The sequence below is a fragment of the Stutzerimonas stutzeri genome (assembly GCF_051028275.1).
GTDB classification, from domain to species: Bacteria; Pseudomonadota; Gammaproteobacteria; order Pseudomonadales; family Pseudomonadaceae; genus Stutzerimonas; species Stutzerimonas stutzeri_AS.
This window is the reverse complement of record NZ_CP069269.1, coordinates 436,360-460,976: the sequence shown is the minus strand read 5'-3', so window position 1 is coordinate 460,976 and position 24,617 is coordinate 436,360. Positions and strand designations below refer to the sequence as shown.

Genomic DNA, 24,617 nt, shown 5'->3' with positions numbered 1-24,617 from the left:
TGGACGGTATAAGCTTTGCTTCGCTTGCCGTGACGTCTGGGCAGGCTTGACGTCCAACCCTTTCTTTCAGCCAGGTCCGACTCGTTTTATGCGCTCACCTTCGCTCAGCCATTCCCTGCGCCAGCTCTGGGCGCAGGACAAGTTCGGCTATAGCCTACGCGTGTTGATCGCACTGGCTGGCAGCATGGGGTTGAGCTGGTACCTCTCCCAGCCAGCAATGGCGATTCCATTGTTCCTTGGCGTGATTGCCAGCGCCCTGGCGGAAACCGATGACAGTTGGTTGGGGCGACTATCGGCGCTGCTGGTCACACTGCTGTGCTTCAGCATCGCTGCGGTTTCGGTTCAGCTGCTGTTTCCCTTTCCCCTGTTGTTCGCGCTCGGTATGGCTGCCGCGGCGTTCAGCCTGGTGATGCTCGGCGCGCTGGGTGAGCGCTACGCAACCATTGCCCAGGCAACGCTGATTCTTTCGATTTACAGCATGATCGCAGCCGACCAACGTGGTGGTGAAGCGCTACACCCCTGGCGCGACCCGATGCTGCTGTTGGCTGGCGCCACTTGGTACGGGCTGCTCTCGGTCGTTTGGAATGCGCTGTTCGCGCACCAGCCAGTACAGCAGGGTCTGGCCCGCCTGTATCGCGAGCTTGGGCAGTACTACAAGCTCAAAGCGGCCCTGTTCGAGCCGGTGCGCCAGCTGGATGTGGAGGAACGTCGGCTGCAACTGGCGCAGCAGAATGGGCGGGTGGTGAGCGCGCTGAACGCGGCCAAGGAAACCCTTTTGCATCGCCTGGGCAACGGTCGGCCCGGCGTCAAGATCAGCCACTACCTCAAGCTCTACTTCCTCGCTCAGGATCTGCACGAGCGCGTCAGTTCCTCACACTATCCTTACCAGGAGCTGGCTGAGGCGTTCTTTCACAGCGACGTGCTGTTTCGTTGCGGCAGGCTGCTGCGCCTGCAAGGCGTGGCATGTGCGGACCTGGCGGACGCCGTTCAGCTGCGGCAGCCGTTTCACTACAGCGAAGCCAATGCCCAGGCGCTGGCGGATCTGGAGGCGTCCCTCGAGCACCTGCGAATGCAAAGCAACCCGGCATGGCGCGGCCTGTTGCGCTCACTGCGTGCCCTGTCCGGCAACCTCTCGACCATGCAGCGCCAGCTGTCCACAGCAACCAATCCAGATGCGCTGGAAGGCGAGCAGGACAGCACCTTGCTGGACCGACAGCCGCAATCGCTGCGCGATGCCTTCAACCGTATCCGCTTGCAGCTGACGCCCACCTCGCTGCTGTTCCGTCACGCGCTACGCATGAGCCTGGCGCTGGTGTGTGGCTACGTCGTGCTCCACACCATTCATCCCGAACAGGGCTATTGGGTACTGCTGACCACCGTCTTTGTCTGTCAGCCCAACTACGGGGCAACGAGGATCAAGCTGGTCCAGCGGGTGACCGGCACCGCGATTGGGCTGGCCGTTGGCTGGGCGCTGTTCGACCTGTTCCCGAGCCAGCAGATACAGGCACTGTTCGCCGTGATCGCTGGCGTCGTGTTTTTCGCCAACCGAAGCAGCCGCTATACCCTGGCGACTGCGGCAATCACTCTGCTGGTACTGTTCTGCTTCAACCAGGTCGGTGACGGTTACGGGCTGTTCTGGCCGCGCTTGGTCGATACGCTACTGGGCAGCTTGATTGCGGCGGCGGCCGTTTTCTTCGTGTTGCCGGACTGGCAGGGCCGGCGCCTCAATCAGGTGGTCGCCAATACGCTCGCGCGCAGTGCCGATTACCTGCGGCAAATCATGGCGCAGTACGAAAGCGGCAAGCGCGATGACCTGGCGTATCGACTGGCGCGGCGCAATGCGCACAACGCCGACGCGGCGCTATCGACCACCCTGTCGAATATGCTGCTGGAGCCCGGGCATTTTCGTAAGGACGCCGAAACCGGTTTTCGCTTCCTGATCCTCTCGCACACGCTGCTCAATTATTTGTCAGGTCTGGGCGCCCACCGTGAAAGCCTGCCCGACGATGCGCGTGACGAGATGCTGGAAAGCGCCGCCCAGCAACTGGCGAGCAGCCTCGACGAGCTCGCCAGCGCGCTGCAGCAGAACCAACCGGTTGCCGTCTACAGCGAAGCTGAAGAGGTTCTGGCTCAACAATTGGAATACGCCTCGGAAGACACCGATGACAGCCATCGCCTGTTGCAGACCCAGCTTGGACTGATCTGCCGCCAGTTGGCACCACTGCGGAGTATGGCCGCGCACCTGATCAAACAGCATTCGCCGGCTCAGGGCTGAGGCAAGGCTGCCGGCGCCGCCAGCCCGTGCCGTAGGAATATCGCGGCATAGCTGCCGTCGTTCACCATCGCCGCGATTTCCCGGTTGAACGCAGCGATGATTGTCGCCTGCTGCGGGTAACCATTACGCACCAGCAGCGACAGGTCGAGCAGGTTGAACTCACCGGGAAGGAACGACAGCTTATCGCGCACATCCTCTAGCTCGCGCTTGAAGTGGAAGAGCGCGGTACGCTCGTCTTCCAGCGTCAGGTCGGCACGCCCTGCGGCGACCATCCTCGCCGCTTGCACGAAATTCATGGCGTACCCCTTGATCAAACGGGCATCACTTTCCAACCCCTTGCCGTAGAAGTAGCCGCGGCTCAATGCGATGCGCAATCCCACCAGGCTGTCGAGCCCGTCATACGGGGTGTAAGTGTCGCTACGATGAAGCCATCGCAAGCGATTGGTCAGAAACGGTCGGGAGGCGCGGGCGTAGCGGGTTCGGTTTGCAGCCGGCCATCCGTTGACCATGTCGTAGCTACCGGTTTTCAGGCCGAGCAATGCACGTTCCCAGGGCACTTCGATGTAGTGAACCACGTAACCGGCACGGCCCAGCGCGGTGCGTATGAGATCGACTGACAAACCATCTTCGAGCAGACGTTGATCCGTATAAGGCGGCCAGACATTGCCTGCCAGGCGCAACGCTTCAGCGGACAGCGATGTGCTCGTCAGCAGCAATGCAAGCCATATGAAACGCGTTAGTCCGATCACAGCCCCTCCCTGCCTGCCTCGCCGCTTCATGGCGAAGCGCTACTAGTCCTAGCAAAGCACAAACCAGCCCGAATAGCGCCAGCGTCTCGTCGGATGTCACAAACCCGTGCTGCAGCTGATTGGCCGCAGGAGTACCATCCCGCGTTTTGGCCTGAGGTGAGCGGTGGTGCAGACGGACGTTGTGGTGATTGGCGCAGGTGCCGCCGGGCTGATGTGCGCTTTCTCGGCCGCAGCGAGGGGCCGTCGAGTGCTTCTACTGGACCATGCCAACAAGGCCGGCAAGAAAATCCTCATGTCAGGCGGTGGCCGCTGTAACTTCACCAACCTCTACACAGAGCCGGCCAACTTCTTATCTGGCAACGCACATTTCTGCAAATCTGCGCTTGCCCGCTACACCCAGTGGGACTTCATTGAAATGGTCAGCCGGCACGGCGTGCCCTACCACGAAAAAAAGCTGGGCCAGTTGTTTTGCGATAACAAGGCGAGCGACATCCTGAGCATGTTGCTGGACGAGTGCGAGCAGGCCGGCGTGGAGCTGCGGCTCGAAACGGCCGTCCAGAGCATTGATAAAGCGGCGGACGGCTACCAGTTGCAGACCAATGCCGGACCGGTGACCTGCCACTCGCTGGTCATCGCAACGGGCGGCTTGTCGATTCCAACACTTGGGGCGAGCGGGTTCGGGTATCAGGTGGCGCGGCAATTCGGGCACACCGTGCTGCCAACCCGTGCAGGCCTGGTGCCCTTCACCATCACAGAGCCGCAACTGAAATCGATGTGTGAGGCCTTGTCGGGGACCTCAGTCGAGGATTGCCTGGTCAGCTGCAACGGTCAGAGCTTTCGTGAAAACATCCTGTTCACTCACCGTGGCCTGTCTGGCCCGGCGATCCTGCAGGTCTCCTCCTACTGGGAGCCGGGCGACGCGATCGAGATCAATCTGTTACCACATCTAGAGCTGAGCGAGTGGCTGGACGATCAGCGCCGCGAGCGCCCCAACACCGAACTGAAAACGCTCCTCGGCGAGCTCTTCACACGCAAGATGGCGGGGCTCCTGGCAGAACACTGGTTTGCCTCTAAACCGTTGAAGCAGTATTCGGCCAACGAGCTGGTCGAGATCGCCGAGCGACTGGCCTGTTGGCGACTGGTGCCGGCGGGCACCGAGGGCTATCGCACTGCCGAGGTCACCCTCGGCGGCGTGGATACCAACGAAGTCTCATCCAAAACAATGGAGTCGCAGAAGTCGCCGGGCCTGTATTTCGTCGGTGAAGTGCTGGATGTCACCGGCCACCTCGGCGGCTTCAATTTCCAATGGGCCTGGGCTTCGGGATATGCAGCTGCCCAGTACGTCTAGCTATTCGTTGGCCAGGTTGGATGGCGGCGAGAGCTCCCTAGGGCCGGCCGGGTCGGTTGCCGTGTTCTGAAACTCCTGCTGATTCCGCTCGTTGTTGCGCAGCGCAGAGGGCTCTTCGTCCGGCGAACAACCGATCAGGGTCAGTGCGAGTGGAAGTGCAGCAGTCATGACAATCAATCTGGATGTCATATCGATTCTCCTGCGTGCAGGTTACTGCGCCAAGTGGCGGACGCCTGCACGCGCTTCAGCTGATTCATTGAGTTTACTGAGCGGCACCTGACGCGCCACGTGTGGTGTTGGGTGCTGTACCCGCGCCAGACGCAGTTCCCAGGCCGCTGCCGTTGTCCGCTGGCGCTGTGTCCATGTTGCCTTCCGCACCGGTTGCCAGGGGTGCACCGGCTTCGGGTCCCGCACCCTCTCCATCGTTGGAAGGTGGCGCTCCCGTGAAGGGCGGTTCAGGCTTTTCGATTGCGGGTTCAGGCGTCGCCACTTCCCGATCCACATCATCCTGGCCGCAACCCACCAGGAGCAGGCCAAGGACAGGGGCACACAGATAGGCCAATCGCATCAATACCTCCAAGCGTCTATCCCGCGAGCAGCCTGCGGGAATGAGTCAATCCTTATGAAGTTGACCCTGCAGACAGCGTGGAGTGCCCCACCCATTGCCGCGGCTGCCCGACGGTTCCGAGTGGTTGCGTGCGGATTCGTTTGTGGGCTAGCCCGGAACGGCCAACTGCCAGAGGCCGTCGACAATATGGTCATGACGGAAGCGCTGTTGCAGCGCGAAGCCCGGCAGGGGGCGACTGAACAGATAACCCTGGGCGTACTATCAGCACTCGGCCTCGAGAAAGGCCAGATGCCGCTCGATAAACCTGGCGTGAGCGTCGTCCAGATCGGCTGCGGCACTGTTCAGCCTTGCGCCATCGCTGGAGTGCCATTGCAGAAACCGCATACGCGTACGGATAGCCTCAGGTCCAAGACCGATCCGCTTCAGCAATTCGTTGAGCTCGTCTTCCATCCGCCACCTATCTGGAGCCACGAAGCGTGGCTTCTTTCACTTACGGCCTGTGCATCGGGCGCGCAGTAGCACTAAGCCATCAAGCCTGACAGTAGCGTGGTGAGGGAATGTTGATGCAGATCAGCGGCGCACCGGGCGGTATCTAATGCTTTGGTCGACCCGGACAAACCGGGGCATTGCGCCCCGGCGTTTTTCGATCAGGCTGCCTGCTTGGCAGTGAATTCCTTTTTCAGACGGCTCTTGAGCTCTTCCATCTGCTGTCCCATCTCGTTCAGCTGATCGTCGCTAAACAGCTCGCGCGCAGCTGGGAACATGTCGGACTCTTCTTCCTCGATGTGGTGCTCAAGCAGTTCCTTGCAGACCTTCACGCGCCCGGAGAATTCGAGCGTCGATGGATCGGTCGCCTTGAGGTCGGGCAGGACCAGCGAATCGACCGCGCGATGCTCTTCCTTGGCCTCGTGGTACATGGTCTTTTCTTCTTTACCGCCGGCTTGCTTGAAAGCCGGATAGAGAATCTGTTCTTCCAGCTGGGTATGGATCGACACTTCCATTTCCAGCTTCTGCAGCAATTCAGTACGCGTCTTGACAGCACGCTCGGTGGTATCGGTGAGGCGCGTCAGGATGTCTTTGACTTTCTCGTGATCGTCGATCAAAAGGTCGATGGCGTTCATGAATGATTCCTCTATCAGGTTTGTGCTGCATTCGGGCTCTTCGGCCTGATCGTCAGCACGAAAGAGATACGTCTGGGAGCGGCAGGTCTGCGGGCAGTGCAGACCTGCCGTACGACTCAGGCGTACTCGTAGGTGGGCAGCCCGGTGCGGCTCTGGCTTTGCAGCCGCGCGATGGCGGGCGACATGCCTGCTTCCAGGGCCAGGTCGCGACGGATCGAGCTGATGACCCATTCCAACTGAATGTTCGTCTGGGTCTGCCCTTTCGACAGGGCCCGCTTGATGATGTCCCGATCATCGTTACGTAGCGTTAGCAGCAATCCGCCATCCGGACGGGGTGCAGTGATGACTTCAAACTCGGGAAACGCGGCAGTGAGAACTTTTTCAGCGGCGATCATTATTGTGTACTCCAGTTATGTTTCCAGCACGCATAGCTAGAGCAGCGTTCATGCCAACCGGGAGAACAGACAAAAGCCGCTAAAAACAGAGACTTGCGTCACATAATAGCGTTTTGACCGCGTGCAAAACGCATGACGGAGCCGACTGCGGCATGCATTCTGCTGTGATTAAGCTGCTGATTTCCTGCAGATGTGGCCGATTCAAGCCTTGCGCCAGACGCTTGCAAGCCAGGGCTGCTGCTCCCGAGGCAACCCGGCTGGACGGTAATAATGCTCCAGTTCGACAAAACCGACCGATTGCATCACCTGCCGCCAGGTCGGCCAGTCGTACCAGGTACCGTAGCGTGCTCCGCTCCAGCCCTCTTGGTTGTCCCCGCGCGGATTCGAACAAAACAGCACGCCACCCGGTCGGAGCGCAGCATGCAACCGGGACAGCACTTCTGCAATTTCACGGCTGGGCAGATGAAACAACACGGCATTGGCAAAGATGCCGTCGAACGACTCGCTCGGTAGATTCAACTCAAGAAAGTTCTGGTGCAGCACTTCACAGCCCGTTTCGGCACGTGCCATTTCCACGAACGGCTCTGCGCCGTCGAGGCCAACGGCAATGTGCCCGCGTGCGGTGAAAGCCTTCAGATCCCTGCCAGGGCCACAGCCGACATCGAGAATACGCAACGGCGCGTCGCCCCGGATGTGCCTCAGCAGCGCATCAATGTTCTGGCTGACGTCGTGGTCACGAGTGCCTTCGCGAAATGCTTCGGCGTTGCTCCGGTAGTCATCCAGGGTCAGTTCAGTAATGGCACGTTGGCTTTCGTCCGGCATGACGGGCTCCAATAATCAAGTGAGCCTGGCGGCCCGAATAGCGGTTGCTAATGAACAGCGTACGGTACAAAAGCGTACGAAAGCTCAACAACCAGTTGACGGGCACCCAGACATCGTCGAACTTGCAGAACGGTCCCATGCTCCAATGCTCGCTCACGTGATACCTGCCGCTGCGTCGCACTATTTTCATGAAACACATCGAGAATCGCTCAGATGAGCCAAGCACCTCTTAAAATCGTTCTACTCGTTGAGGACGAGCCGCACATTCTGACACTGCTGTCCGACTACCTCGCAGGCGAAGGCTATAAGGTGCTAGAGGCAGCGGATGCTGCACGGGCATTTGAGATCCTGGCAACCAAGCCGCAGCTCGATCTGCTGGTAACAGACTTTCGCCTACCGGGCGGGGTGTCGGGCGTAATGATCGCCGAGCCAGCGCTGAAACTGCGGCCAGACCTGAAAATCATCTTCATCAGCGGTTACCCGATCGAGATTTACGAATCCGGCAGCGAAATCGCCCGCTCAGCGCCCATCATCGCCAAACCCTTCTCGCTCGACACCTTGCGCAGTCAAATTCAGCAGCTATTGACCTGAGCATCGACTTGCTGGTGCCCACCACTGCCGTAGCATCTCCTACCGCAAGGTACTCGCAACGGAGTCGGCTTCGTATCCGCCGGCCGGTGCGATCCCGTTTGTTTCGGTAGTCGCCTGCACCACCGCTCACGCCGGCTCAGCACGAATAAAAAAGCCCGCAGAAGCGGGCTTTTCCAGTAGCGGGCGTGTCAGTTGACCTTTGGGTCGAGCTCGCCACGGGCATAACGCTCGAACATCGCTTCCAGGGAGATCGGCTTGATCTTGGATGCGTTGCCCGCGGTACCAAAGGCTTCATAGCGTGCGATGCAGATGTCACGCATCGCAGTCACGGTCTTCGCCAGATACTTGCGCGGGTCGAACTCTGCTGGGTTTTTCGCCATGAATTCGCGAATTGCACCAGTGGATGCCAGACGCAAATCGGTGTCAATGTTGACCTTACGTACACCGTACTTGATGCCCTCAACGATTTCCTCGACCGGCACGCCGTAGGTTTCCTTGATGTCACCACCGTACTCGTTGATGATTTTGAGCCATTCTTGCGGAACCGAGGAGGAACCGTGCATCACCAGATGAGTATCCGGAATGCGCTGGTGGATTTCCTTGATGCGCTGAATTGACAAGGTGTCGCCGGTTGGCGGCTTGGTGAACTTATAGGCACCGTGGCTGGTGCCGATGGCAATGGCCAGGGCGTCGACCTTGGTCTTGGCGACGAAGTCGGCGGCTTCTTCCGGATCGGTCAGCAGCTGACTGTGATCCAGGGTCCCTTCGGCGCCGACGCCATCTTCTTCTCCGGCCATGCCGGTTTCCAGCGAACCCAGGCAACCCAGCTCGCCTTCCACCGACACGCCACAGGCGTGGGCGAACGCGACCGTCTGCTGGGTGACGCGGACGTTGTACTCGTAATCGGAGGGCGTCTTGCCGTCTTCACGCAGCGAGCCATCCATCATGACCGAGCTGAAGCCCAGCTGGATCGAGCGCTGGCAGATGTCAGGGCTGGTGCCGTGGTCCTGGTGCATCACCACCGGGATGTGCGGAAACTCTTCCACCGCGGCGAGAATCAGGTGGCGCAGAAACGGCGCGCCAGCGTATTTGCGAGCACCGGCCGAAGCCTGGACAATCACCGGGGAGTCGGTCTTGTCGGCCGCTTCCATGATGGCTCGCATCTGCTCAAGGTTGTTTACGTTGAAAGCCGGCACGCCGTAGCCGAATTCGGCAGCGTGGTCGAGCATCTGGCGCATGCTGATGAGTGCCATGTTTTCCTTTCTCCCGGTTAGGGTCGATTAATCGTGTAAAGCCTGCCGCAAGGGCTGACGGTGTTCAAGCACCGCGCGGTATGGCGCGGCATTGTAGTGTCGGTCGGGGTAAAAGCCACCCGACCAGGTGAAATGGCTGCCTTTTTGCGATCTACAAGCCAGGCAGCCGCCACACCTCAAATCGAAATCAATGACGCGCTGCATCCATGTGCCAGTACCTGGTCATCGGCTAGACGATAAACCAGCGCACCGGTTCCCTTGTCATGGAAGGCCAAAACGCCATCGCTATAGAAAGCTCCACGGGTGGCGGGTTCCTTGCGCAGGGTATGTACCTGCTCGCTGTTGCCCACTTTCAAATCGACCGCTTGATGGCTCTCATCGGCATAGCGCCAAGCGATGTTCTGCGCACTCTGGCATTTCCAACGCACAAAGGGTGCGTCCGGGCCAGATTGCCAGTGACCGCAACCGCTCAGCAGTATCGCGGCAATCGGGATGAACAGACCTTTCATTGCGACTCCTAGCTTGGCTTGATGGGCTCAGGGACAGTCCCGAACGTCAGCCGCCGTGCCTGCAGTCGGGTCACCAGTGCTCTGCATCTCGATGCGTTGATCGTTCTGAGCGGTCGGGCTTTGTACAGGCGGCGGATCGAACACTTCGCAGACCGAATCCGGCGCGCCACCTGCACAACCGGCCAGGCCAAGACAGCAAACAGCTATTGCGGCGTAACGCATGGTGTGTCTCCATTCCTCGTCTGGACAGAACAGAGACAGCAACCGGTCGCAGGGGTTGCCTTGCGCCGTTACGCCTGTAACGACAAAACGCCATCAACCGCCTTAGTTCGCGCGCTGCTCCAGCACTTCTACGGCAGGCAGAACCTTGCCTTCAACAAATTCAAGGAAGGCACCGCCACCGGTGGAGATGTAGGAGATCTGCTCGCTGACGCCGTACTTGTCGATCGCTGCCAGCGTGTCACCACCGCCGGCGATGGAGAAAGCCGGGCTTTCAGCGATGGCCTGGGCCAGCACCTTGGTGCCGTTACCGAATTGATCGAATTCGAACACGCCAACCGGGCCGTTCCAGAGGATGGTTTTGGACGATTTCAGCAGCTCGGCAAACTGGGCCGCCGTCTGCGGGCCGATATCCAGAATCATGTCGTCTTCGGCAACCTCAGTAACCGCCTTGACCGTCGCTTCGGCGTCTTCGGCGAATGCCTTGGCGACCACCACATCAACTGGCAGCGGCACGTTGACCTTGGCGGCGATGGCTTTCGCGGTGTCGACCAGATCCGCTTCATACAGCGACTTGCCCACCGGATACCCGGCCGCAGCCAGGAAGGTATTGGCGATGCCGCCGCCGACGATCAGCTGGTCGCAGACCTGGCTCAGGCTGTTCAGCACGTCCAGCTTGGTCGAGACCTTTGAACCGGCGACGATGGCCGCCATTGGCTGAGCCGGACGCTTCAGTGCCTTGCCCAGCGCATCCAGCTCGGCCGCGAGTAGCGGACCGGCACAGGCGACCTTGGCAAACTTGGCAGCTCCGTGGGTGGAGCCCTGGGCGCGGTGCGCGGTGCCGAAGGCGTCCATGACGAACACGTCGCACAACGCCGCGTATTTTTGCGCCAGCTCATCGGTGTTCTTCTTTTCGCCCTTGTTGAAGCGCACATTCTCCAGCAGCACCAGCTCGCCGGGCTTCACCTCGACGCCGTCAAGGTAATCGTTGACCAGCGGCACATCGCGACCGAGCGCCTTGCTCAGGTAGTCGGCAACCGGCTTGAGGCTGTCTTCTTCGCTGTATACGCCTTCTTCCGGGCGACCCAGGTGAGAGCAGACCAGCACCGCAGCGCCCTTCTCCAGCGCCAGCTTGATGGTTGGCAGCGAGGCCAGGATGCGAGCGTCGCTTTTCACTGCGCCATCCTTGACCGGCACGTTGAGGTCCTCACGGATCAGCACACGCTTACCCTGGAGGTCGAGGTCGGTCATCTTCATAACGGTCATGTGATCTTCCTTAAGTTCAAGAACGGCGATGTGTTCAAGCGGTGCAGGATCAGCGGTGAGCGACCTGCAGGTAGTGATCAGCCACGTCGAGCATGCGGTTGGCGAACCCCCATTCGTTGTCGAACCACGCCAGCAGATTCACCAAGCGCGGCCCGGAGACACGCGTCAGGCTGCCATCGACGATCGCGGAATGCGGGTCGTGGTTGAAATCACAGCTGGCGTGGGGCAGCTCGGTGTATGCGAGCAGGCCTTTCAACGGTCCGGATTGCGCGGCTTCCCGCAAGATCCGGTTGATCGTCGACGCATCGGTATCGCGGGACGTCTGCAAGGTTATGTCCAGGCATGAAACGTTCACCGTCGGTACTCGCACGGCTTTGGCCTGAATCCGACCCGAGAGTTCCGGCAACAGGCGTTCGATGCCGCGCGCCAGGCCAGTGGATACCGGAATCACTGACTGGAAAGCCGAGCGAGTGCGGCGCAGATCATCGTGGTGATAAGCATCGATGACCGGCTGATCATTCATCGCCGAGTGAATCGTGGTGATCGAGACGTAGTCCAGGCCGATGGAGTCGTTGAGCAACTTGAGTAGCGGCACGCCGCAATTGGTTGTGCAGGAGGCGTTGGAAACCAGCTGTTCAGTGCCGGTCAGCTGCTCATGGTTGATGCCCATCACCACGGTCGCATCGACATCCGCAGCACCACTCATGGGCTGGGAAAACAGCACCCGCGGCACACCGGCGTCCAGAAAGCGCTGCCCACCGGTACGCGTGTTGTAGGCACCGGAACACTCCAGCACGAGATCCACGCCCAACCCGCGCCAGTCCACCGCTTCCGGCGTCGACTCACGCAACACCTTCACGCAATCACCATTCAGATGCAGGCAGTCGCCATCAACCGCCACCTCACCGGGGAAACGGCCGTGGGTAGAATCGAAGCGAGTGAGGTATTCGAGACTCGCCATATCGGCGAGGTCATTGAGGGCAACGATCTGGAAATCGAACGCTGCGTTGCGCTCGTAGAACGCACGCAACACGCAACGACCGATACGGCCATAGCCGTTTAGAACGACGCGATAGGGTCGATTGGACATAGAGCTTCCGCTGTTTCGTAATAGCGAGGAGGGACGCTTCGTCCCCGCTCGCGAAGCGCTTAAGGCGCATTCGCGAGCAAGCTCGCTGCTACTAATGGAGGACCAACCGCAGCAGCTGGAGTCAGTCTTCCAGCAGCTCTTCGGCGACCGCAAGCACGTTGTCGACGGTAAAGCCGAACGCCTCGAACAGCTGAGCAGCCGGAGCCGATTCGCCGTAGGTGGTCATGCCGATGATGCGGCCGTCGAGCCCGACGTACTTGTACCAGTAGTCCGCATGTGCCGCCTCGATGGCGATGCGCGCGCCGACCTCGACCGGCAACACGTGTTGCTTCCAGGCTGCGTCCTGAGCGTCAAAGACGCTGGTGCAGGGCATCGACACGACGCGCACCTTGCGGCCCTGCTCGGTCAGCTTGTCGTAGGCCTGAACGGCCAGGCCGACTTCAGAACCGGTGGCGATCAGGATCAGCTCCGGCTCACCCGCGCAACTCTTGAGGATATAACCACCTTTGGAAATGGCAGCCTCGGTTTCATTGTCACGGATGTGATACGGCAGGTTCTGGCGCGAGAAAATCAGCGCGCTCGGACCATCCTTGCGCTCGACGGCGTGCTTCCAGGCCACGGCGGATTCAACCGTGTCGGCAGGACGCCAGGTGTCCAGATTCGGTGTGGTGCGCAGGCTGGTCAGCTGTTCGATCGGCTGGTGGGTCGGGCCGTCTTCGCCAAGACCAATGGAGTCGTGCGTGAACACGTAGAGTACGCGCTGCTTCATAAGCGCCGACATGCGTACCGCGTTACGGGCGTATTCCATGAACATCAGGAAGGTTGCGCCGTAAGGAATCAAGCCGCCGTGCAGTGCAACACCGTTCATGATTGCACTCATGCCGAACTCGCGCACGCCGTAGTACATGTAGTTGCCTGAGGCATCTTCGGCTACCACCGGCTTGCAACCCTTCCACAGGGTCAGGTTGGAGCCGGCCAGGTCCGCCGAGCCACCTAGCAGCTCAGGCAGCAGCGGGCCGAAGGCGTTCAGGCAGTTCTGGCTGGCCTTGCGGCTGGCGATGGTTTCGCCCTTGGTGGCGACTTCGCGGATGAACTCGCTGGCCTTCTCGGCAAAGTCGGCCGGCAGCTCGCCCGCCATACGCCGCTTGAACTCGGAGGCCAGTGCCGGGAACTCGGCTTCATACGCAGCGAAACGCTTGTTCCACTCGTTTTCCGCGTCGGCGCCCTTCTGCTTGGCATCCCACTCGGCATAGATCTCGGCTGGAATCTCGAACGGGCCGTGCTTCCAGCCCAGCGCTTCGCGGGTCAGGGCGATTTCGGCGTCGCCCAGCGCAGCACCGTGCGACTCTTCCTTGCCCTGCTTGTTCGGCGAACCGAAGCCGATGACGGTCTTGCAGCAGATCAGGGTCGGGCGGTCACTTTTACGAGCAGTTTCAAGGGCGATCTGGATCTCGTCAGCGTCGTGACCGTTGACGTTGCGAATCACCTGCCAGCCATAGGACTCGAATCGACGCGGCGTGTCATCGGTAAACCAGCCGTGTACCTCGCCATCGATGGAAATGCCGTTGTCGTCGTAGAAACCGATCAGCTTGTTGAGCCCAAGCGTGCCGGCCAGCGAGCAGACTTCATGGGAGATGCCTTCCATCAGGCAGCCGTCACCCATGAACACATAGGTGTTGTGATCGACGATTTCATGACCAGGGCGGTTGAACTGCGCAGCCATGACCTTTTCCGCGATGGCAAAGCCCACAGCGTTGGCCAGCCCCTGGCCCAGCGGACCCGTGGTGGTTTCGACGCCTGCGGTGTAGCCGAACTCCGGATGCCCCGGGGTTTTGCTGTGCAGCTGGCGGAAGTTTTTCAGGTCGTCGATGGACAGGTCGTAGCCGGTCAGGTGCAGCAGTGAATAGATCAGCATCGAGCCGTGACCGTTAGACAGCACGAAACGGTCGCGGTCGGCCCATAGCGGGTTGGTTGGGCTGTGCTTCAGGTGGTCACGCCAGAGCACCTCAGCGATGTCCGCCATGCCCATTGGGGCACCCGGGTGGCCGCTGTTGGCTTTCTGCACAGCATCCATGCTGAGGGCGCGGATGGCATTGGCTCGCTCACGACGGCTGGGCATCGCTGAATCTCCTGCGGGGGTGTACTGAGAAAAAGGCCGACATTTTCCCCTACCATGGGTGGCGGGGCAATGACTGAATAGGGTGTCATCACTGTCAATTCGGCGCGTTGCGGGAACTCAGTCGAGCAGCGTGACGTCTGGGCTGCCGATATCTGGCAAATGCTGCAGGAGATAGTCCTTCATTCGCGTCAGCGTACCTGGTGTTTCACCGGTGTTTGGCCAGACCAGATAATAGCTGTCACCGGAGCGCACCGCCTGGTCGAACGGCAGGATCAATGACCCTTTCTGCAACTCCGAACCGACCAATGCCAGGTCACCGATCGAGATGCCGTGCCCCTGCGCTGCCGCTGAAATACCAAGTTCAAGGGTGTCGAACAGCTTGCCCTGCTGCCAGGCAACGTCGTCAACCAGACCGACCCGCTGCAACCAGCGACGCCAGTCCCGGCAGTCACGAGACGGGTGGATCAATTCGACGCTGGCGAGCCGCTCGGCCGTCCATGGCGAACCACCCTGAAAACCCGGCGCGCAAACCGGCACCAACCACTCGTCGAACAGCTTGACCCGGTTCCAGTCCGCAGGAAAACCACCGTGGCCGAGCAGAATTGCACAGTCGAAGGGCTCGTTGTGAAAGTCCACCACATCCAGATCCATCCAGGCGCTGGTCAACTGCACGCGATTTTGCGGGTCTTCCAGCTGGAAGCTTTCCAGCGCGCCTAGCAACCAGCGCATGGTCAAGGTCGAGGGCGCTTTCAGCCTGAGCGCGTTCTGCTGGCGATTGACGGCGACACAGGCGTTCTCAATGGTCCGAAACCCCACCTTCAGTTCTTGGGCCAACAGGCGCCCGGTATCGGTCAATGCCAGTCGCGAACCACGCCGCTCGAAAAGCTGGCAGCCCAGGTTTTCTTCAAGGGTCTTCACATGCCGGCTGACGGCACTCTGGGTAATGCACAGGCTCTCCGCCGCCTGGGTGAACGAGCCAAAGCGTGCGGCTACCTCAAAGGCACGCAGCGCGTAAAGCGGGGGCATGCGCAACGTCATGCCGGCAGCCCGCGGCATGAGTAAAACTCATTCGAGACGGTCTTTTTTTCCATTTTGCAACCCTCTAAGCCCCACCAATACTTCGCCGCAGCCGGCTGCCAGCATTTCGACGCACCGACTCAAGACAAGAGGCATCTGCCTTGTATGACGCTAGGGAAGGATGACATGCCCACTCGCGAGTTCGACCAACTTTTATCTGCCAGCATCCGCCATGGTGGGCTCAGCGCAACCCAGGTTGCGCAAATTCTAGACTTCAAGCTGTTCGGCAACTCCAAGGGCTTCCTCTTGCTGGAGGATACAAGCATTGGAGACATCCCACCGACGCCCTCGTCCCGCGCGGAGCTGCACAAACCCGACGACAGCAGCGAGCGCCTGATTCTGCAGGCCACGGCGCTACTGGGCGAGCCGATTGGCTATGTGCAGGAGTCGGGTGGCTGCATCGTCAACAACTTTTTCCCACAGCCGGCCCAATCGCGTGCCGCCACCTCGGACAGCTTCGACACCGAACTGGACCTGCATACCGAGAACGCATTCCATGCGATCCAGCCCGATTACCTGCTGCTGCTCTGCCTGCGCCAGGATCCTGCAGCCGAGGCCATTACCTACATCGCTTCAGCCGAGCGCATCCTCGAGCGGCTGCCCTACGAAGACCAGGGTTTTTTGCTGAACGAGCCGTACAACTTCCTCTCGGACTATGGCCACATCGAGAAGAACCAGCGCATCGACATCAACAAGCACCAGACCGTGTTCTACGGCGACCCAGACGCTCCCTTCATGCGCTTTGACCCGCAGTTCATGGTGGCCTATAGCGACCGGGCGCAGCGCACCCTGGACAAGCTGCGCGCCATTGCCTGGGAAGTGGTCGAGCCAGTAAGGCTGACCCGCGGCGATCTGCTGATCATCGATAACCGCCGCACCGCCCATGCCCGCAGCCCTTTCACCGCCCGTTTCGACGGCAGCGATCGCTGGATGCAGCGCACCTTTGCCAGCTGCAACCTGCGTTTCTTCACGGAAAAGCTGGGCAAGCAATCTCGCATATTCGAACTGGTCACCGAGCTATGAACGCCACCTACCTCGCATTCGCAGCGGCGGTCGCGCTATTGATCGCGTCTCCCGGACCGGTCGTTGCTCTGGTGATCGCCGACGCCCGGCGCAGCTGGCCGGCCTGGACCATCCTCGGCGGTGTGTTGTCTGCGCAACTGCTGATGATCGCCGCGCTGCTGCTGATCTATCTCGCCTTCGATCTGAAACCAGTCATTCTGGAATGGGGACAGGTCATCGGTGGGCTCTATCTCATCTGGCTCGGCGCTGATGGGCTCTGTGGAGGCGGCAATGACGGCACGCCCGATCTGCCGCGCTCACAATCACATTATTTCTGGCGAGCCATGGCAGTCGGGCTTTCCAATCCCAAGGACATCCTGTTCTTTCTCGCCTTTCTACCGGGCTTCATCCTGCCGGCCCAGCCCTTCGCGCCTCAGGCACTGGCATTGATCCTGATCTGGGCCCTTGTCGACGTTTCGATCCTGATCATTTACAGCTTGGTATCCCGACAACTGTCGAGTCAGGGACGCTTGCAAGGGGTGCTCGATCTGCTTCCTAACTTTTTCCTGCTCGCGCTGGGCCTGATCTCATGCGGGATGGGCATCACCAACCTGATGAAGTGAACCGCCCATCCAATATCAAAACTTTTTGATATAGCCATTGCTGGACGAAAAGCCTGCGACTAGACTGCTCGGCTTATGAGCCTTCGCATCGCCCCCATTGCGCTGAATCACAGCGACCAGCTCGCCGCCCTGTGTAAGGCCGGTGGCGATGCGTTGCGCCTCAACATTGTACGGGCGTTGGCCAGCGACTCCTTTGGCGTGCTCGAACTGGCGCAGATCTTCGCCACGGGACAATCCGGCATCAGCCACCACCTCAAGGTGCTGACCCAGGCAGGTCTGCTCGCAACCCGCCGCGAAGGCAATGCAATCTTCTACCGCCGCGCCCTGCCCCAGGGCGAGAGTCTGGGAGGAAGGCTGCATGCCGCATTGTTGGACGAAGTCGATCAGTTGACGTTGCCGGATGAGGTTCAAACGCGAATCGCCGCCGTGCATGGGCAGCGCAGCGCCGCCAGCGAGGATTTCTTCGCACGTATGGCCGGCAGCTTTCAGGCACGGCAGGACATGATTGCCAGCTTGCCACAGTACCGCGACAGCGTCGTCGCGCTGCTCGATGCGCAGAATTTCCCGGCCGCTGCGACGGCGCTCGAGGTTGGACCGGGTGATGGCAGCTTCCTGCCTGAACTGGCGCAACGCTTCGAGCGTGTCGTGGCAGTCGACAATAGCCCGGCGATGCTCGAATTAACGCGCGCTCGTTGCGAACAGCTCGCGCTGGATAACGTCGAAGTCAGGCTAGCCGATGCGCTGCAGGATGACTGCCCGACAGCAGACTGCGTCGTGCTGAACATGGTTTTGCATCATCTGGCGGCGCCAGGTGAAGCCCTCAAGCAACTGGCACGGCTGGTGAACGTGGGCGGCAGCCTGCTGGTCACTGAGCTGTGCAGCCACAACCAGAGCTGGGCCAGGGAGGCCTGTGGCGACCTCTGGCTGGGTTTCGAACAGGACGATCTGGCCCGTTGGGCCGATGCTGCGGGGCTCACGCCCGGCGAGAGCCTCTACATTGGCTTGAAGAACGGTTTTCAGATCCAGACCCGGTATTTTTCCCGTCTCGACGCTGACAGCCGACGCAACCACCGGTATTTAGGAACCGATTGATGAGCGAATATTCGATTTTCACCTCCGAGTCCGTGTCCGAAGGGCACCCGGACAAGATTGCCGACCAGATTTCCGATGCGGTGCTGGACGCCATCATCGCCGAGGACAAGCACGCTCGCGTAGCCTGTGAAACGCTGGTCAAAACCGGGGTCGCCATCGTCGCCGGGGAAGTGACCACCAGCGCCTGGGTCGACCTCGAGCAGCTGGTACGCGACGTCATCATCGACATCGGCTACAACAGTTCGGACGTCGGCTTCGATGGCGCGACCTGCGGTATCATCAACATCATCGGCAAGCAGTCTGTGGACATCGCTCAAGGCGTCGATCGCTCCAAGCCGGAGGATCAGGGCGCGGGCGATCAGGGCCTGATGTTCGGCTACGCCAGCAACGAAACCGATGTACTGATGCCCGCCCCGATCCGCTTCTCCCACGCACTGGTTGAACGCCAGGCCGAAGCGCGCAAGAACGGCCTGCTGCCATGGCTCCGCCCGGACGCCAAGAGCCAGGTCACCTGCCGTTACGAAGGCGGCAAGGTGGTCGGCATCGACGCCATCGTGCTCTCCACCCAGCACAACCCTGAGGTCAAGCATTCTGATCTCAAGGAAGCGGTGATGGAGCTAATCGTCAAGCACGTGATCCCCGCCGAGCTGCTGCACAAGGACACCCAGTTCCACATCAACCCGACCGGCCAGTTCATCATTGGCGGCCCGGTGGGCGACTGCGGCCTGACCGGGCGCAAGATCATCGTCGACACCTACGGCGGCATGGCCCGTCACGGCGGCGGCGCTTTCTCCGGCAAGGACCCGTCCAAGGTCGACCGTTCGGCCGCCTACGCCGGACGCTACGTGGCGAAGAACATCGTGGCCGCCGGGCTGGCCGAGCGTTGCGAAATCCAGGTCTCCTACGCCATCGGCGTCGCACAGCCGACCTCGATCTCGATCAACACCTTTGGCACCGGCAAGCTCAGCGACGACAAAATTGTCGCGCTGGTCCGCGAGCATTTCGATCTGCGTCCTTACGCGATCACCACCATGCTCGACCTGCTGCACCCGATGTACAAGGCCACCGCGGCGTATGGCCACTTTGGTCGCGACCCCTATGAGATGACGGTCGGTGACGACACCTTCACCGCCTTCACCTGGGAGAAGACCGACAAAGCCGACGCCTTGCGCGCCGCTGCCGGGTTGTCGTAAATACAGGCGCAAGCCGCATAAGCCCCGCCAGCCTGAGCTGTGCGGGGCTTTTTTCATGCCATTTGCCACATCATTCACCTGACCGACGAACGGCTTGTAGGGTTGCGCTTGAAAAGCCCTATGGCGTCCCTATTCCATACCTCGAATTTACGACTTGGAGTTTGCGAATCAGCACTCGCTTTATTCATCCCTGATCAAGGAGACCATTGATGAAGATTGCGCAGATAGCCCCTCTCTACGAAGCCGTCCCTCCCCAGCTATATGGCGGTACTGAGCGGGTAGTGGCACACCTTACCGATGCGCTGGTGGACCTCGGCCACGAGGTCACGTTATTTGCCGCGGCGGACGCGTCCACCTCCGCCAACCTGATACCTGCACGCAACCGGGCTCTACGCTTGGACCCGGCCCCCTTGAAGTCGGACCTTGCAAGCCACCTGCGCCTGATGGACGAGGTAAGAGCCTGCGCCCATGAGTTTGACGTCCTCCATTTTCATGTCGACCTGCTGCACTTCCCTTTCTTCGAAGACATCGCCGAGCGGACCCTGACCACACTGCACGGCCGCCTCGACCTTATTGACCTGCCGGACGTTTACCGGCGCTGGCATCGTTTCCCGTTGGTCTCGATCTCGCATCACCAACGCAGCCCTCTCGCATTTGCCAATTGGTACGGCACTATTCATCACGGCCTGAATGCTTCGAACTACCGCTTCAGCCCACAAGCCGATGGCGGCTATCTGGCATTCCTCGGCCGCATATCGCCTGAAAAGCGACCTGATCGTGCCATAGCCATAGCGCGCCGCGCTGGAGTGCCACTGAAGATCGCCGCAAAAGTCGATCAGGCCGACCGCAAATATTTTGAGCAGGAAATACGCCCACTGCTTGATCACCCGTTGGTTGAATTTATTGGGGAGATCGGTGACGCGGATAAATCCGAATTTCTAGGGCAGGCGCGCGCGCTGCTATTTCCAATCGACTGGCCTGAGCCCTTCGGCCTAGTCATGATCGAGGCTATGGGCTGCGGCACGCCTGTCGTTGCCTGGCGCTGCGGCTCCGTTCCGGAAGTGATAGAGCACGGCGTCAGCGGTTTCATCGTGGAAAGCGAGCTGGCTGCGGTGGATGCGATTGACCAATTGGATTCGATTGACCGCGCCAAAGTACGCGAAGTCTTCGAACAGCGCTTTTCTTCGCATTCCATGGCGCGTCGATATCAGGAGCTGTACTGGCAGCTACTAGGCGACACCGGCCCCGATCAACCCTTGATGAAATTGGCATGACGACCATGAATACCCCCCATGAGACCCAACAGCCGAGCAACACGCGCGCGCTTTACGTGCTCAAGGATGGCGACTGCTTTCTCGTAGCCGACGCGTCCGGCGACGTGTCAGGCAACGGTGATGGTCTGTTTCGCAATGACACCCGAATTATTTCCAAGTTATGTTTGCGGATGCGCGATGAGCCACTTGCGTTGCTTTCAGCCGCGGTCAGCCAGGACAATGTCTATTTCACGGCTCACCTGAGCAATCGACCGTTGCCAACCATGGATGAAGGCGGCACCCCCGAGGGGGTGATTCACGTCGAACGTAAACGTTTTATACATTCGGATCGCCTTTATGAGCGATTGAACCTGATCAACTACAGCGACCAGCCGGCGCGGCTGCCCTTGTCGCTGGGGTTTGCGGCAGATTTCTATGACATGTTCGAAGTTCGTGGGCAGACGCGGGCTCAACGAGGCGAGCGGTACGAGTCACAGCTGGACGAGCGCCATGTAGTGCTGCGCTATGCGGGCCTGGACAACCAGCTGCGCTGTAGCGCACTGAGCTTTTCAGCTGCCCCGGCGCGCCTCGATGACGGCTGTGCCGAATTCATCGTTGACCTCGCAGCCGGTGAGCAGTGGTCGCTGTATCTCGAAGTAGGCGCCGAAACCGCCGAGCCTGGCCAGGCTCGTTTCCGGACGGCCGCTGCTCAAGCTCGCAGGAGCATGCGCCAGCGTCGGCAGCGCGGGGCTCGAGTGCGCAGTTCCGGCCGCCTGTTTCAAAGTTGGCTAGACAAATCGCGGGCCGATCTGGCTCTGCTCATCACGGACCTGCCCACAGGCCCTTATCCTTATGCGGGCATTCCCTGGTTTTCTACGCCGTTCGGGCGCGATGCAATATTCACGGCGCTGCAAACGCTCTGGCTGGACCCTTCGCTTGCCCGCGGCGTACTGGCCTACCTAGCCACTCACCAAGCCAAGGCAACCTCAAGCTTCCGCGACTCGGAACCCGGGAAGATCATGCATGAAACCCGCAAGGGAGAAATGTCCGCGCTGAATGAATTGCCGTTCAGTCGCTATTACGGCGGAGTCGATACCACGCCCTTGTTCATTCTTCTCGCGGGAGCTTATGCCCGGCGCAGCGGCGATCGGAGCTTTATCGAGTCGATCTGGCCGTCGCTAGAATCAGCCACTGGCTGGATTGAACAGAACATCAGTACGCATTCTCAAGGCCTTCTCGGCTATGCCAGAGGCGAGGCCAGTGGATTGCTGAATCAAGGCTGGAAGGACAGCCACGACTCGGTATTTCATGCCGACGGACGCACCCCCGACGGGCCCATTGCCCTTGTTGAAGTACAGGGATATGCCTATCGCGCATTTATGAGCATGTCGGAAATGGCCGCCTGGCGCGGCAACGTCGAACAAGCCGCCCATTGGCGTGCCTGTGCAGAGCGTGTGCGCGCGGCCGTGGAGACTCACTTCTGGCAAGACGATATGCAGTTCTATGCGCTGGCGCTTGATGGCGCAGGCGAGTCTTGTCGTGTACGAACCTCCAACGCAGCGCACTTACTCTATTGTGGTCTGGCAGAACGCTCGCGCGGGCGTGCCCTGGGCAAGCAACTGCTAAGCCGAGCGTTTAACTCCGGGTGGGGTGTGCGGACATTGGCGTCCGAGGCGGCACGCTTCAACCCCATGTCGTATCACAATGGCTCGGTCTGGCCACACGATGTCGCTTTGTGCGCAGCGGGCTTGGCGCGTTACGGAGAACGTGAGGGGGTTGTACGTGTGCTCGAAGCTATGTTCGAGGCCACCGTCCACTTCGGCATGCGCCTGCCAGAACTCTTCTGTGGCTTCGAGCGCAGCCCAGGCGAGCCTCCCATTTCCTACCCCGTCGCATGCCTACCACAGGCCTGGGCCGCAGGGTCGGTGTTCATGCTGCTGCAGGCTTGCCTTGGTTTGGAAATCGATGCGCATCGACAGCGAATCATCATCAAAGAGCCGCGCCTGCCAGCCGGTATCGACAGCTTGCAGGTGCAACAGCTGGCTATAGGCGAGCAGCGAGTCGATCTGGCTTTCAAACGCCTAGACCGACGGGTAGTGGCACTCGTCGAAGCGCAGCATGGGCCAAAACCTGTCACCGTCGAAATCCACCTCTGAAGCAAGCCCCGTCACATGGCGGGGCTTAATGTAGCTCAGTTCTTCAACCGATACCCCGTCTTGAAGATCCACCCGACAAGCACCAGACACAGCGCCAGGAAGCCCAGCGTCATGGCCAGACTGATGCCGACGTTGACGTCGGAAACGCCGTAAAAGCTCCAGCGAAACCCGCTGATCAGGTAGACCACCGGGTTGAACAACGTGACGTTCTGCCAGAACGACGGCAGCATCTCGATGGAATAGAAGCTGCCGCCGAGAAAGGCTAAAGGCATGACGATCAGCGACGGGACGATCTGCAGTTTTTCCCAACCGTCAGCCCATATCCCGATGATGAAACCGAACAGACAGAAGGTCACAGCGGTAAGCACGAGGAACAGCGTCATCATCAGGGGATGTTGAATCTCGTAGTCGACGAACAATCGAGCCGTCAGCAGTATCACGACGCCGAGCACCAGTGATTTGGTTGCAGCGGCACCGACGTAACCGATGACGATCTCGAAATACGACACGGGTGCCGACAGCACCTCATAGATCGTCCCGGAATAGCGCGGCATGTAGATGCCGAACGATGCATTCGAAATGCTCTCGGTGAGCAGCGCCATCATGATCAGACCGGGAATGATGAACGCGCCATAGGGAATGCCGTGCATCGCCTCCATCCGCGAGCCGATGGCCGAGCCGAAGACGACGAAATACAACGAAGTGGAGATGACCGGCGTCGCGATGCTTTGCAGCAGGGTGCGCCAGGTGCGGGCCAGTTCGAACAGGTAGATGGCGCGGATTGCATAGAAGTTCATGTACGGCTGCCTTTTACCAAACTGACGAAAATTTCTTCCAGCGAACTCTGGCTCGACTGCAGGTCCTTGAAGTCGATGCCGTGTGCGGCAAGTCGTTTGAGCAGATCGGCGATCCCCGTGTCGTCGTGCTGGGCATCGAAGGTAAACACCAGCTGATTGCCCCCGTCGCCGAGCTCCAATGGATAATCTGCGAGTTCTGTCGGAATGGCCTGCAACGGGCGCTGCAGATGCAGTGTCAGTTGCTTCTTGCCGAGTTTGCGCATGAGCGCAGCCTTGTCTTCGACCAGGATGATTTCGCCCTTACTGATCACGCCGATGCGATCAGCCATCTCCTCGGCTTCCTCGATGTAGTGCGTGGTGAGGATGATGGTGACGCCACGCTCACGCAGGCGGCGAACCATCTCCCACATATCGCGGCGCAGCTCGACATCGACGCCTGCGGTGGGTTCGTCAAGGAAGAGGATGGTCGGCTCGTGAGACAGCGCTTTAGCGATCATCACACGGCGCTTCATGCCGCCGGACAGTTCAATGATTCGCGCGCTTTTCTTGTCCCAGAGCGAGAGGTCGCGCAACAGCTGCTCGAGGTAGGCGTCGTTGGGCGCCTTGCCGAACAGGCCGCGAGAAAAACGCACCGTTGCCCAGACGCTCTCGAAGCCTTCGTTGAACAGCTCCTGCGGCACCAGCCCGATCTTCGAGCGCGCAGCGCGGTAGTCACCGATGATGTCGTGACCATCGACCAGCACGCGACCACCGCCCGGATTGACGATGCCGCAAATAATACTGATCAATGTGGTCTTGCCCGCCCCGTTGGGCCCGAGCAGCGCGAAAATCTCACCTTTATTGATCTGCAGATCAATCTGCTTGAGCGCCGGATGTCCCGAAGCGTAGGTCTTGGTGAGGTGTTCAATGGAGATCACAGGTTGCACAGACGGGTCACTCCGCATGGGATGGCAGCCAATTGTAAAGAAAAAGCATGACGCTTAGCTTCCTCATGATTAGCGCTCGCCCGAGTTTCCCCTGGTCGCGTGGGCCTGAAGCAATCGGCACATGGCGCGCTGACCGGCGAGATCGCCAAGCAAAACAGGGCCGTGCCAGTTGG

At 60.1% G+C, this 24,617-nt stretch carries 25 protein-coding genes; 9 read left to right on the top strand and 16 right to left on the bottom strand.

What is annotated here, in order from left to right; translation table 11 throughout:
- The first annotated feature begins 88 nt into the window (after positions 1-88).
- Positions 89-2,275, top strand: a complete 2,187-nt coding sequence (yccS, locus tag JQR87_RS02095) for a YccS family putative transporter (RefSeq protein ID WP_407293067.1) — start codon at positions 89-91, stop codon at positions 2,273-2,275.
- On the opposite strand, the gene JQR87_RS02090 is transcribed toward yccS, so the two are convergent.
- A complete protein-coding gene (locus tag JQR87_RS02090; protein WP_407293069.1) occupies positions 2,266-3,024 on the bottom strand; it encodes a substrate-binding periplasmic protein in 759 nt (252 codons plus the stop codon). The genes yccS and JQR87_RS02090 overlap by 10 nt on opposite strands.
- Before the next feature lie 163 nt (positions 3,025-3,187).
- On the opposite strand from JQR87_RS02090, the gene JQR87_RS02085 reads away from it, so the two are divergent.
- Complete coding sequence (locus JQR87_RS02085) at positions 3,188-4,372, top strand: NAD(P)/FAD-dependent oxidoreductase (RefSeq protein WP_407293071.1); 1,185 nt, start codon at positions 3,188-3,190, stop codon at positions 4,370-4,372.
- Here the strand turns inward: JQR87_RS02085 and JQR87_RS02080 are convergent, their stop codons facing one another.
- From JQR87_RS02080 to JQR87_RS02055, 6 genes are all read right to left on the bottom strand, one after another.
- Complete coding sequence (locus JQR87_RS02080; protein WP_407293073.1) at positions 4,373-4,561, bottom strand: hypothetical protein; 189 nt, start codon at positions 4,559-4,561, stop codon at positions 4,373-4,375.
- A 73-nt stretch (positions 4,562-4,634) separates the two neighbouring features.
- Entirely contained in the window at positions 4,635-4,940 is a 306-nt protein-coding gene (locus JQR87_RS02075; RefSeq protein ID WP_407293075.1) for a hypothetical protein, read from the bottom strand.
- 261 nt (positions 4,941-5,201) lie between these two features.
- Positions 5,202-5,390: a hypothetical protein gene (locus JQR87_RS02070; RefSeq protein ID WP_407293076.1), complete on the bottom strand. Its 189-nt coding sequence runs from the start codon at positions 5,388-5,390 to the stop codon at positions 5,202-5,204.
- A gap of 197 nt (positions 5,391-5,587) precedes the next feature.
- Entirely contained in the window at positions 5,588-6,061 is a 474-nt protein-coding gene (locus tag JQR87_RS02065) for a hemerythrin domain-containing protein (RefSeq protein ID WP_407293078.1), read from the bottom strand.
- Between the two features lie 116 nt (positions 6,062-6,177).
- Positions 6,178-6,456, bottom strand: coding sequence for a DUF3509 domain-containing protein (locus JQR87_RS02060; RefSeq protein ID WP_407293080.1), 279 nt, complete (start codon positions 6,454-6,456; stop codon positions 6,178-6,180).
- Positions 6,457-6,657: 201 nt separating this feature from the next.
- A complete protein-coding gene (locus JQR87_RS02055; protein ID WP_407293082.1) occupies positions 6,658-7,278 on the bottom strand; it encodes a class I SAM-dependent methyltransferase in 621 nt (206 codons plus the stop codon).
- A gap of 213 nt (positions 7,279-7,491) precedes the next feature.
- Between JQR87_RS02055 and JQR87_RS02050 the strand changes: the two genes are divergently transcribed.
- Entirely contained in the window at positions 7,492-7,869 is a 378-nt protein-coding gene (locus tag JQR87_RS02050) for a response regulator (protein WP_407293085.1), read from the top strand.
- A gap of 188 nt (positions 7,870-8,057) precedes the next feature.
- Here JQR87_RS02050 and fba read toward each other — a convergent pair whose 3' ends face one another.
- From fba to JQR87_RS02015, 7 genes are all read right to left on the bottom strand, one after another.
- Positions 8,058-9,122, bottom strand: coding sequence for a class II fructose-bisphosphate aldolase (gene fba / locus JQR87_RS02045; RefSeq protein WP_407293088.1), 1,065 nt, complete (start codon positions 9,120-9,122; stop codon positions 8,058-8,060).
- Positions 9,123-9,298: 176 nt separating this feature from the next.
- Positions 9,299-9,631 carry an MliC family protein gene (locus JQR87_RS02040; RefSeq protein ID WP_407293090.1) on the bottom strand — a complete coding sequence of 111 codons (333 nt, stop codon included), beginning with the start codon at positions 9,629-9,631 and terminating at the stop codon, positions 9,299-9,301.
- Between the two features lie 27 nt (positions 9,632-9,658).
- Positions 9,659-9,853, bottom strand: a complete 195-nt coding sequence (locus tag JQR87_RS02035; protein ID WP_407293092.1) for a hypothetical protein — start codon at positions 9,851-9,853, stop codon at positions 9,659-9,661.
- Positions 9,854-9,955: 102 nt separating this feature from the next.
- Positions 9,956-11,116, bottom strand: a complete 1,161-nt coding sequence (locus JQR87_RS02030) for a phosphoglycerate kinase (protein ID WP_407293094.1) — start codon at positions 11,114-11,116, stop codon at positions 9,956-9,958.
- Between the two features lie 49 nt (positions 11,117-11,165).
- The gene (epd, locus tag JQR87_RS02025; protein ID WP_407293097.1) at positions 11,166-12,206 is read right to left on the bottom strand and encodes an erythrose-4-phosphate dehydrogenase; all 1,041 of its coding nucleotides are present in this window, start codon (positions 12,204-12,206) and stop codon (positions 11,166-11,168) included.
- A 121-nt stretch (positions 12,207-12,327) separates the two neighbouring features.
- Positions 12,328-14,325 (bottom strand): transketolase, encoded by a 1,998-nt coding sequence (tkt, locus tag JQR87_RS02020; RefSeq protein ID WP_407293098.1) that lies wholly within the window; start codon positions 14,323-14,325, stop codon positions 12,328-12,330.
- 117 nt (positions 14,326-14,442) lie between these two features.
- Positions 14,443-15,363 (bottom strand): LysR substrate-binding domain-containing protein, encoded by a 921-nt coding sequence (locus tag JQR87_RS02015; RefSeq protein WP_407297851.1) that lies wholly within the window; start codon positions 15,361-15,363, stop codon positions 14,443-14,445.
- A 165-nt stretch (positions 15,364-15,528) separates the two neighbouring features.
- On the opposite strand from JQR87_RS02015, the gene JQR87_RS02010 reads away from it, so the two are divergent.
- From JQR87_RS02010 to JQR87_RS01985, 6 genes are all read left to right on the top strand, one after another.
- Positions 15,529-16,425 (top strand): TauD/TfdA family dioxygenase, encoded by an 897-nt coding sequence (locus JQR87_RS02010; RefSeq protein WP_407293100.1) that lies wholly within the window; start codon positions 15,529-15,531, stop codon positions 16,423-16,425.
- Positions 16,422-17,027, top strand: a complete 606-nt coding sequence (locus JQR87_RS02005; RefSeq protein ID WP_407293103.1) for a LysE family translocator — start codon at positions 16,422-16,424, stop codon at positions 17,025-17,027. Before JQR87_RS02010 ends, JQR87_RS02005 begins: the two co-directional genes overlap by 4 nt.
- Positions 17,028-17,102: 75 nt before the next feature.
- Positions 17,103-18,119 carry an ArsR/SmtB family transcription factor gene (locus tag JQR87_RS02000; protein WP_407293104.1) on the top strand — a complete coding sequence of 339 codons (1,017 nt, stop codon included), beginning with the start codon at positions 17,103-17,105 and terminating at the stop codon, positions 18,117-18,119.
- Entirely contained in the window at positions 18,119-19,312 is a 1,194-nt protein-coding gene (gene metK / locus JQR87_RS01995) for a methionine adenosyltransferase (RefSeq protein WP_407293106.1), read from the top strand. Before JQR87_RS02000 ends, metK begins: the two co-directional genes overlap by 1 nt.
- 209 nt (positions 19,313-19,521) lie before the next feature.
- A complete protein-coding gene (locus JQR87_RS01990; RefSeq protein WP_407293108.1) occupies positions 19,522-20,586 on the top strand; it encodes a glycosyltransferase family 4 protein in 1,065 nt (354 codons plus the stop codon).
- On the top strand, positions 20,583-22,721 hold the full coding sequence (locus tag JQR87_RS01985) for an amylo-alpha-1,6-glucosidase (RefSeq protein ID WP_407293110.1): 2,139 nt from the start codon (positions 20,583-20,585) through the stop codon (positions 22,719-22,721). The genes JQR87_RS01990 and JQR87_RS01985 overlap by 4 nt, the downstream gene beginning before the upstream one ends.
- A gap of 35 nt (positions 22,722-22,756) precedes the next feature.
- Here JQR87_RS01985 and JQR87_RS01980 read toward each other — a convergent pair whose 3' ends face one another.
- Complete coding sequence (locus tag JQR87_RS01980; protein WP_407293112.1) at positions 22,757-23,518, bottom strand: ABC transporter permease; 762 nt, start codon at positions 23,516-23,518, stop codon at positions 22,757-22,759.
- Positions 23,515-24,444, bottom strand: a complete 930-nt coding sequence (locus tag JQR87_RS01975) for an ABC transporter ATP-binding protein (RefSeq protein WP_407293115.1) — start codon at positions 24,442-24,444, stop codon at positions 23,515-23,517. The genes JQR87_RS01980 and JQR87_RS01975 overlap by 4 nt, the downstream gene beginning before the upstream one ends.
- Between the last annotated feature and the right edge of the window lie 173 nt (positions 24,445-24,617).

Coding starts and splice junctions, on each gene's coding strand:
- JQR87_RS02070 (WP_407293076.1), bottom strand. CDS start 5,390: ATGGAAGACGAGCTCAACGAATTGCTGAAGCGGATCGGTCTTGGACCT.
- epd (WP_407293097.1), bottom strand. CDS start 12,206: ATGTCCAATCGACCCTATCGCGTCGTTCTAAACGGCTATGGCCGTATC.
- JQR87_RS02050 (WP_407293085.1), top strand. CDS start 7,492: ATGAGCCAAGCACCTCTTAAAATCGTTCTACTCGTTGAGGACGAGCCG.
- JQR87_RS02080 (WP_407293073.1), bottom strand. CDS start 4,561: ATGACATCCAGATTGATTGTCATGACTGCTGCACTTCCACTCGCACTG.
- JQR87_RS02055 (WP_407293082.1), bottom strand. CDS start 7,278: ATGCCGGACGAAAGCCAACGTGCCATTACTGAACTGACCCTGGATGAC.
- JQR87_RS02035 (WP_407293092.1), bottom strand. CDS start 9,853: ATGCGTTACGCCGCAATAGCTGTTTGCTGTCTTGGCCTGGCCGGTTGT.
- yccS (WP_407293067.1), top strand. CDS start 89: ATGCGCTCACCTTCGCTCAGCCATTCCCTGCGCCAGCTCTGGGCGCAG.
- JQR87_RS01990 (WP_407293108.1), top strand. CDS start 19,522: ATGAAGATTGCGCAGATAGCCCCTCTCTACGAAGCCGTCCCTCCCCAG.
- JQR87_RS01980 (WP_407293112.1), bottom strand. CDS start 23,518: ATGAACTTCTATGCAATCCGCGCCATCTACCTGTTCGAACTGGCCCGC.
- JQR87_RS02010 (WP_407293100.1), top strand. CDS start 15,529: ATGCCCACTCGCGAGTTCGACCAACTTTTATCTGCCAGCATCCGCCAT.
- JQR87_RS02000 (WP_407293104.1), top strand. CDS start 17,103: ATGAGCCTTCGCATCGCCCCCATTGCGCTGAATCACAGCGACCAGCTC.
- metK (WP_407293106.1), top strand. CDS start 18,119: ATGAGCGAATATTCGATTTTCACCTCCGAGTCCGTGTCCGAAGGGCAC.
- JQR87_RS02060 (WP_407293080.1), bottom strand. CDS start 6,456: ATGATCGCCGCTGAAAAAGTTCTCACTGCCGCGTTTCCCGAGTTTGAA.
- JQR87_RS02015 (WP_407297851.1), bottom strand. CDS start 15,363: ATGACGTTGCGCATGCCCCCGCTTTACGCGCTGCGTGCCTTTGAGGTA.
- fba (WP_407293088.1), bottom strand. CDS start 9,122: ATGGCACTCATCAGCATGCGCCAGATGCTCGACCACGCTGCCGAATTC.
- JQR87_RS02040 (WP_407293090.1), bottom strand. CDS start 9,631: ATGAAAGGTCTGTTCATCCCGATTGCCGCGATACTGCTGAGCGGTTGC.
- JQR87_RS01985 (WP_407293110.1), top strand. CDS start 20,583: ATGACGACCATGAATACCCCCCATGAGACCCAACAGCCGAGCAACACG.
- JQR87_RS02075 (WP_407293075.1), bottom strand. CDS start 4,940: ATGCGATTGGCCTATCTGTGTGCCCCTGTCCTTGGCCTGCTCCTGGTG.
- JQR87_RS02065 (WP_407293078.1), bottom strand. CDS start 6,061: ATGAACGCCATCGACCTTTTGATCGACGATCACGAGAAAGTCAAAGAC.
- JQR87_RS02030 (WP_407293094.1), bottom strand. CDS start 11,116: ATGACCGTTATGAAGATGACCGACCTCGACCTCCAGGGTAAGCGTGTG.
- JQR87_RS02005 (WP_407293103.1), top strand. CDS start 16,422: ATGAACGCCACCTACCTCGCATTCGCAGCGGCGGTCGCGCTATTGATC.
- tkt (WP_407293098.1), bottom strand. CDS start 14,325: ATGCCCAGCCGTCGTGAGCGAGCCAATGCCATCCGCGCCCTCAGCATG.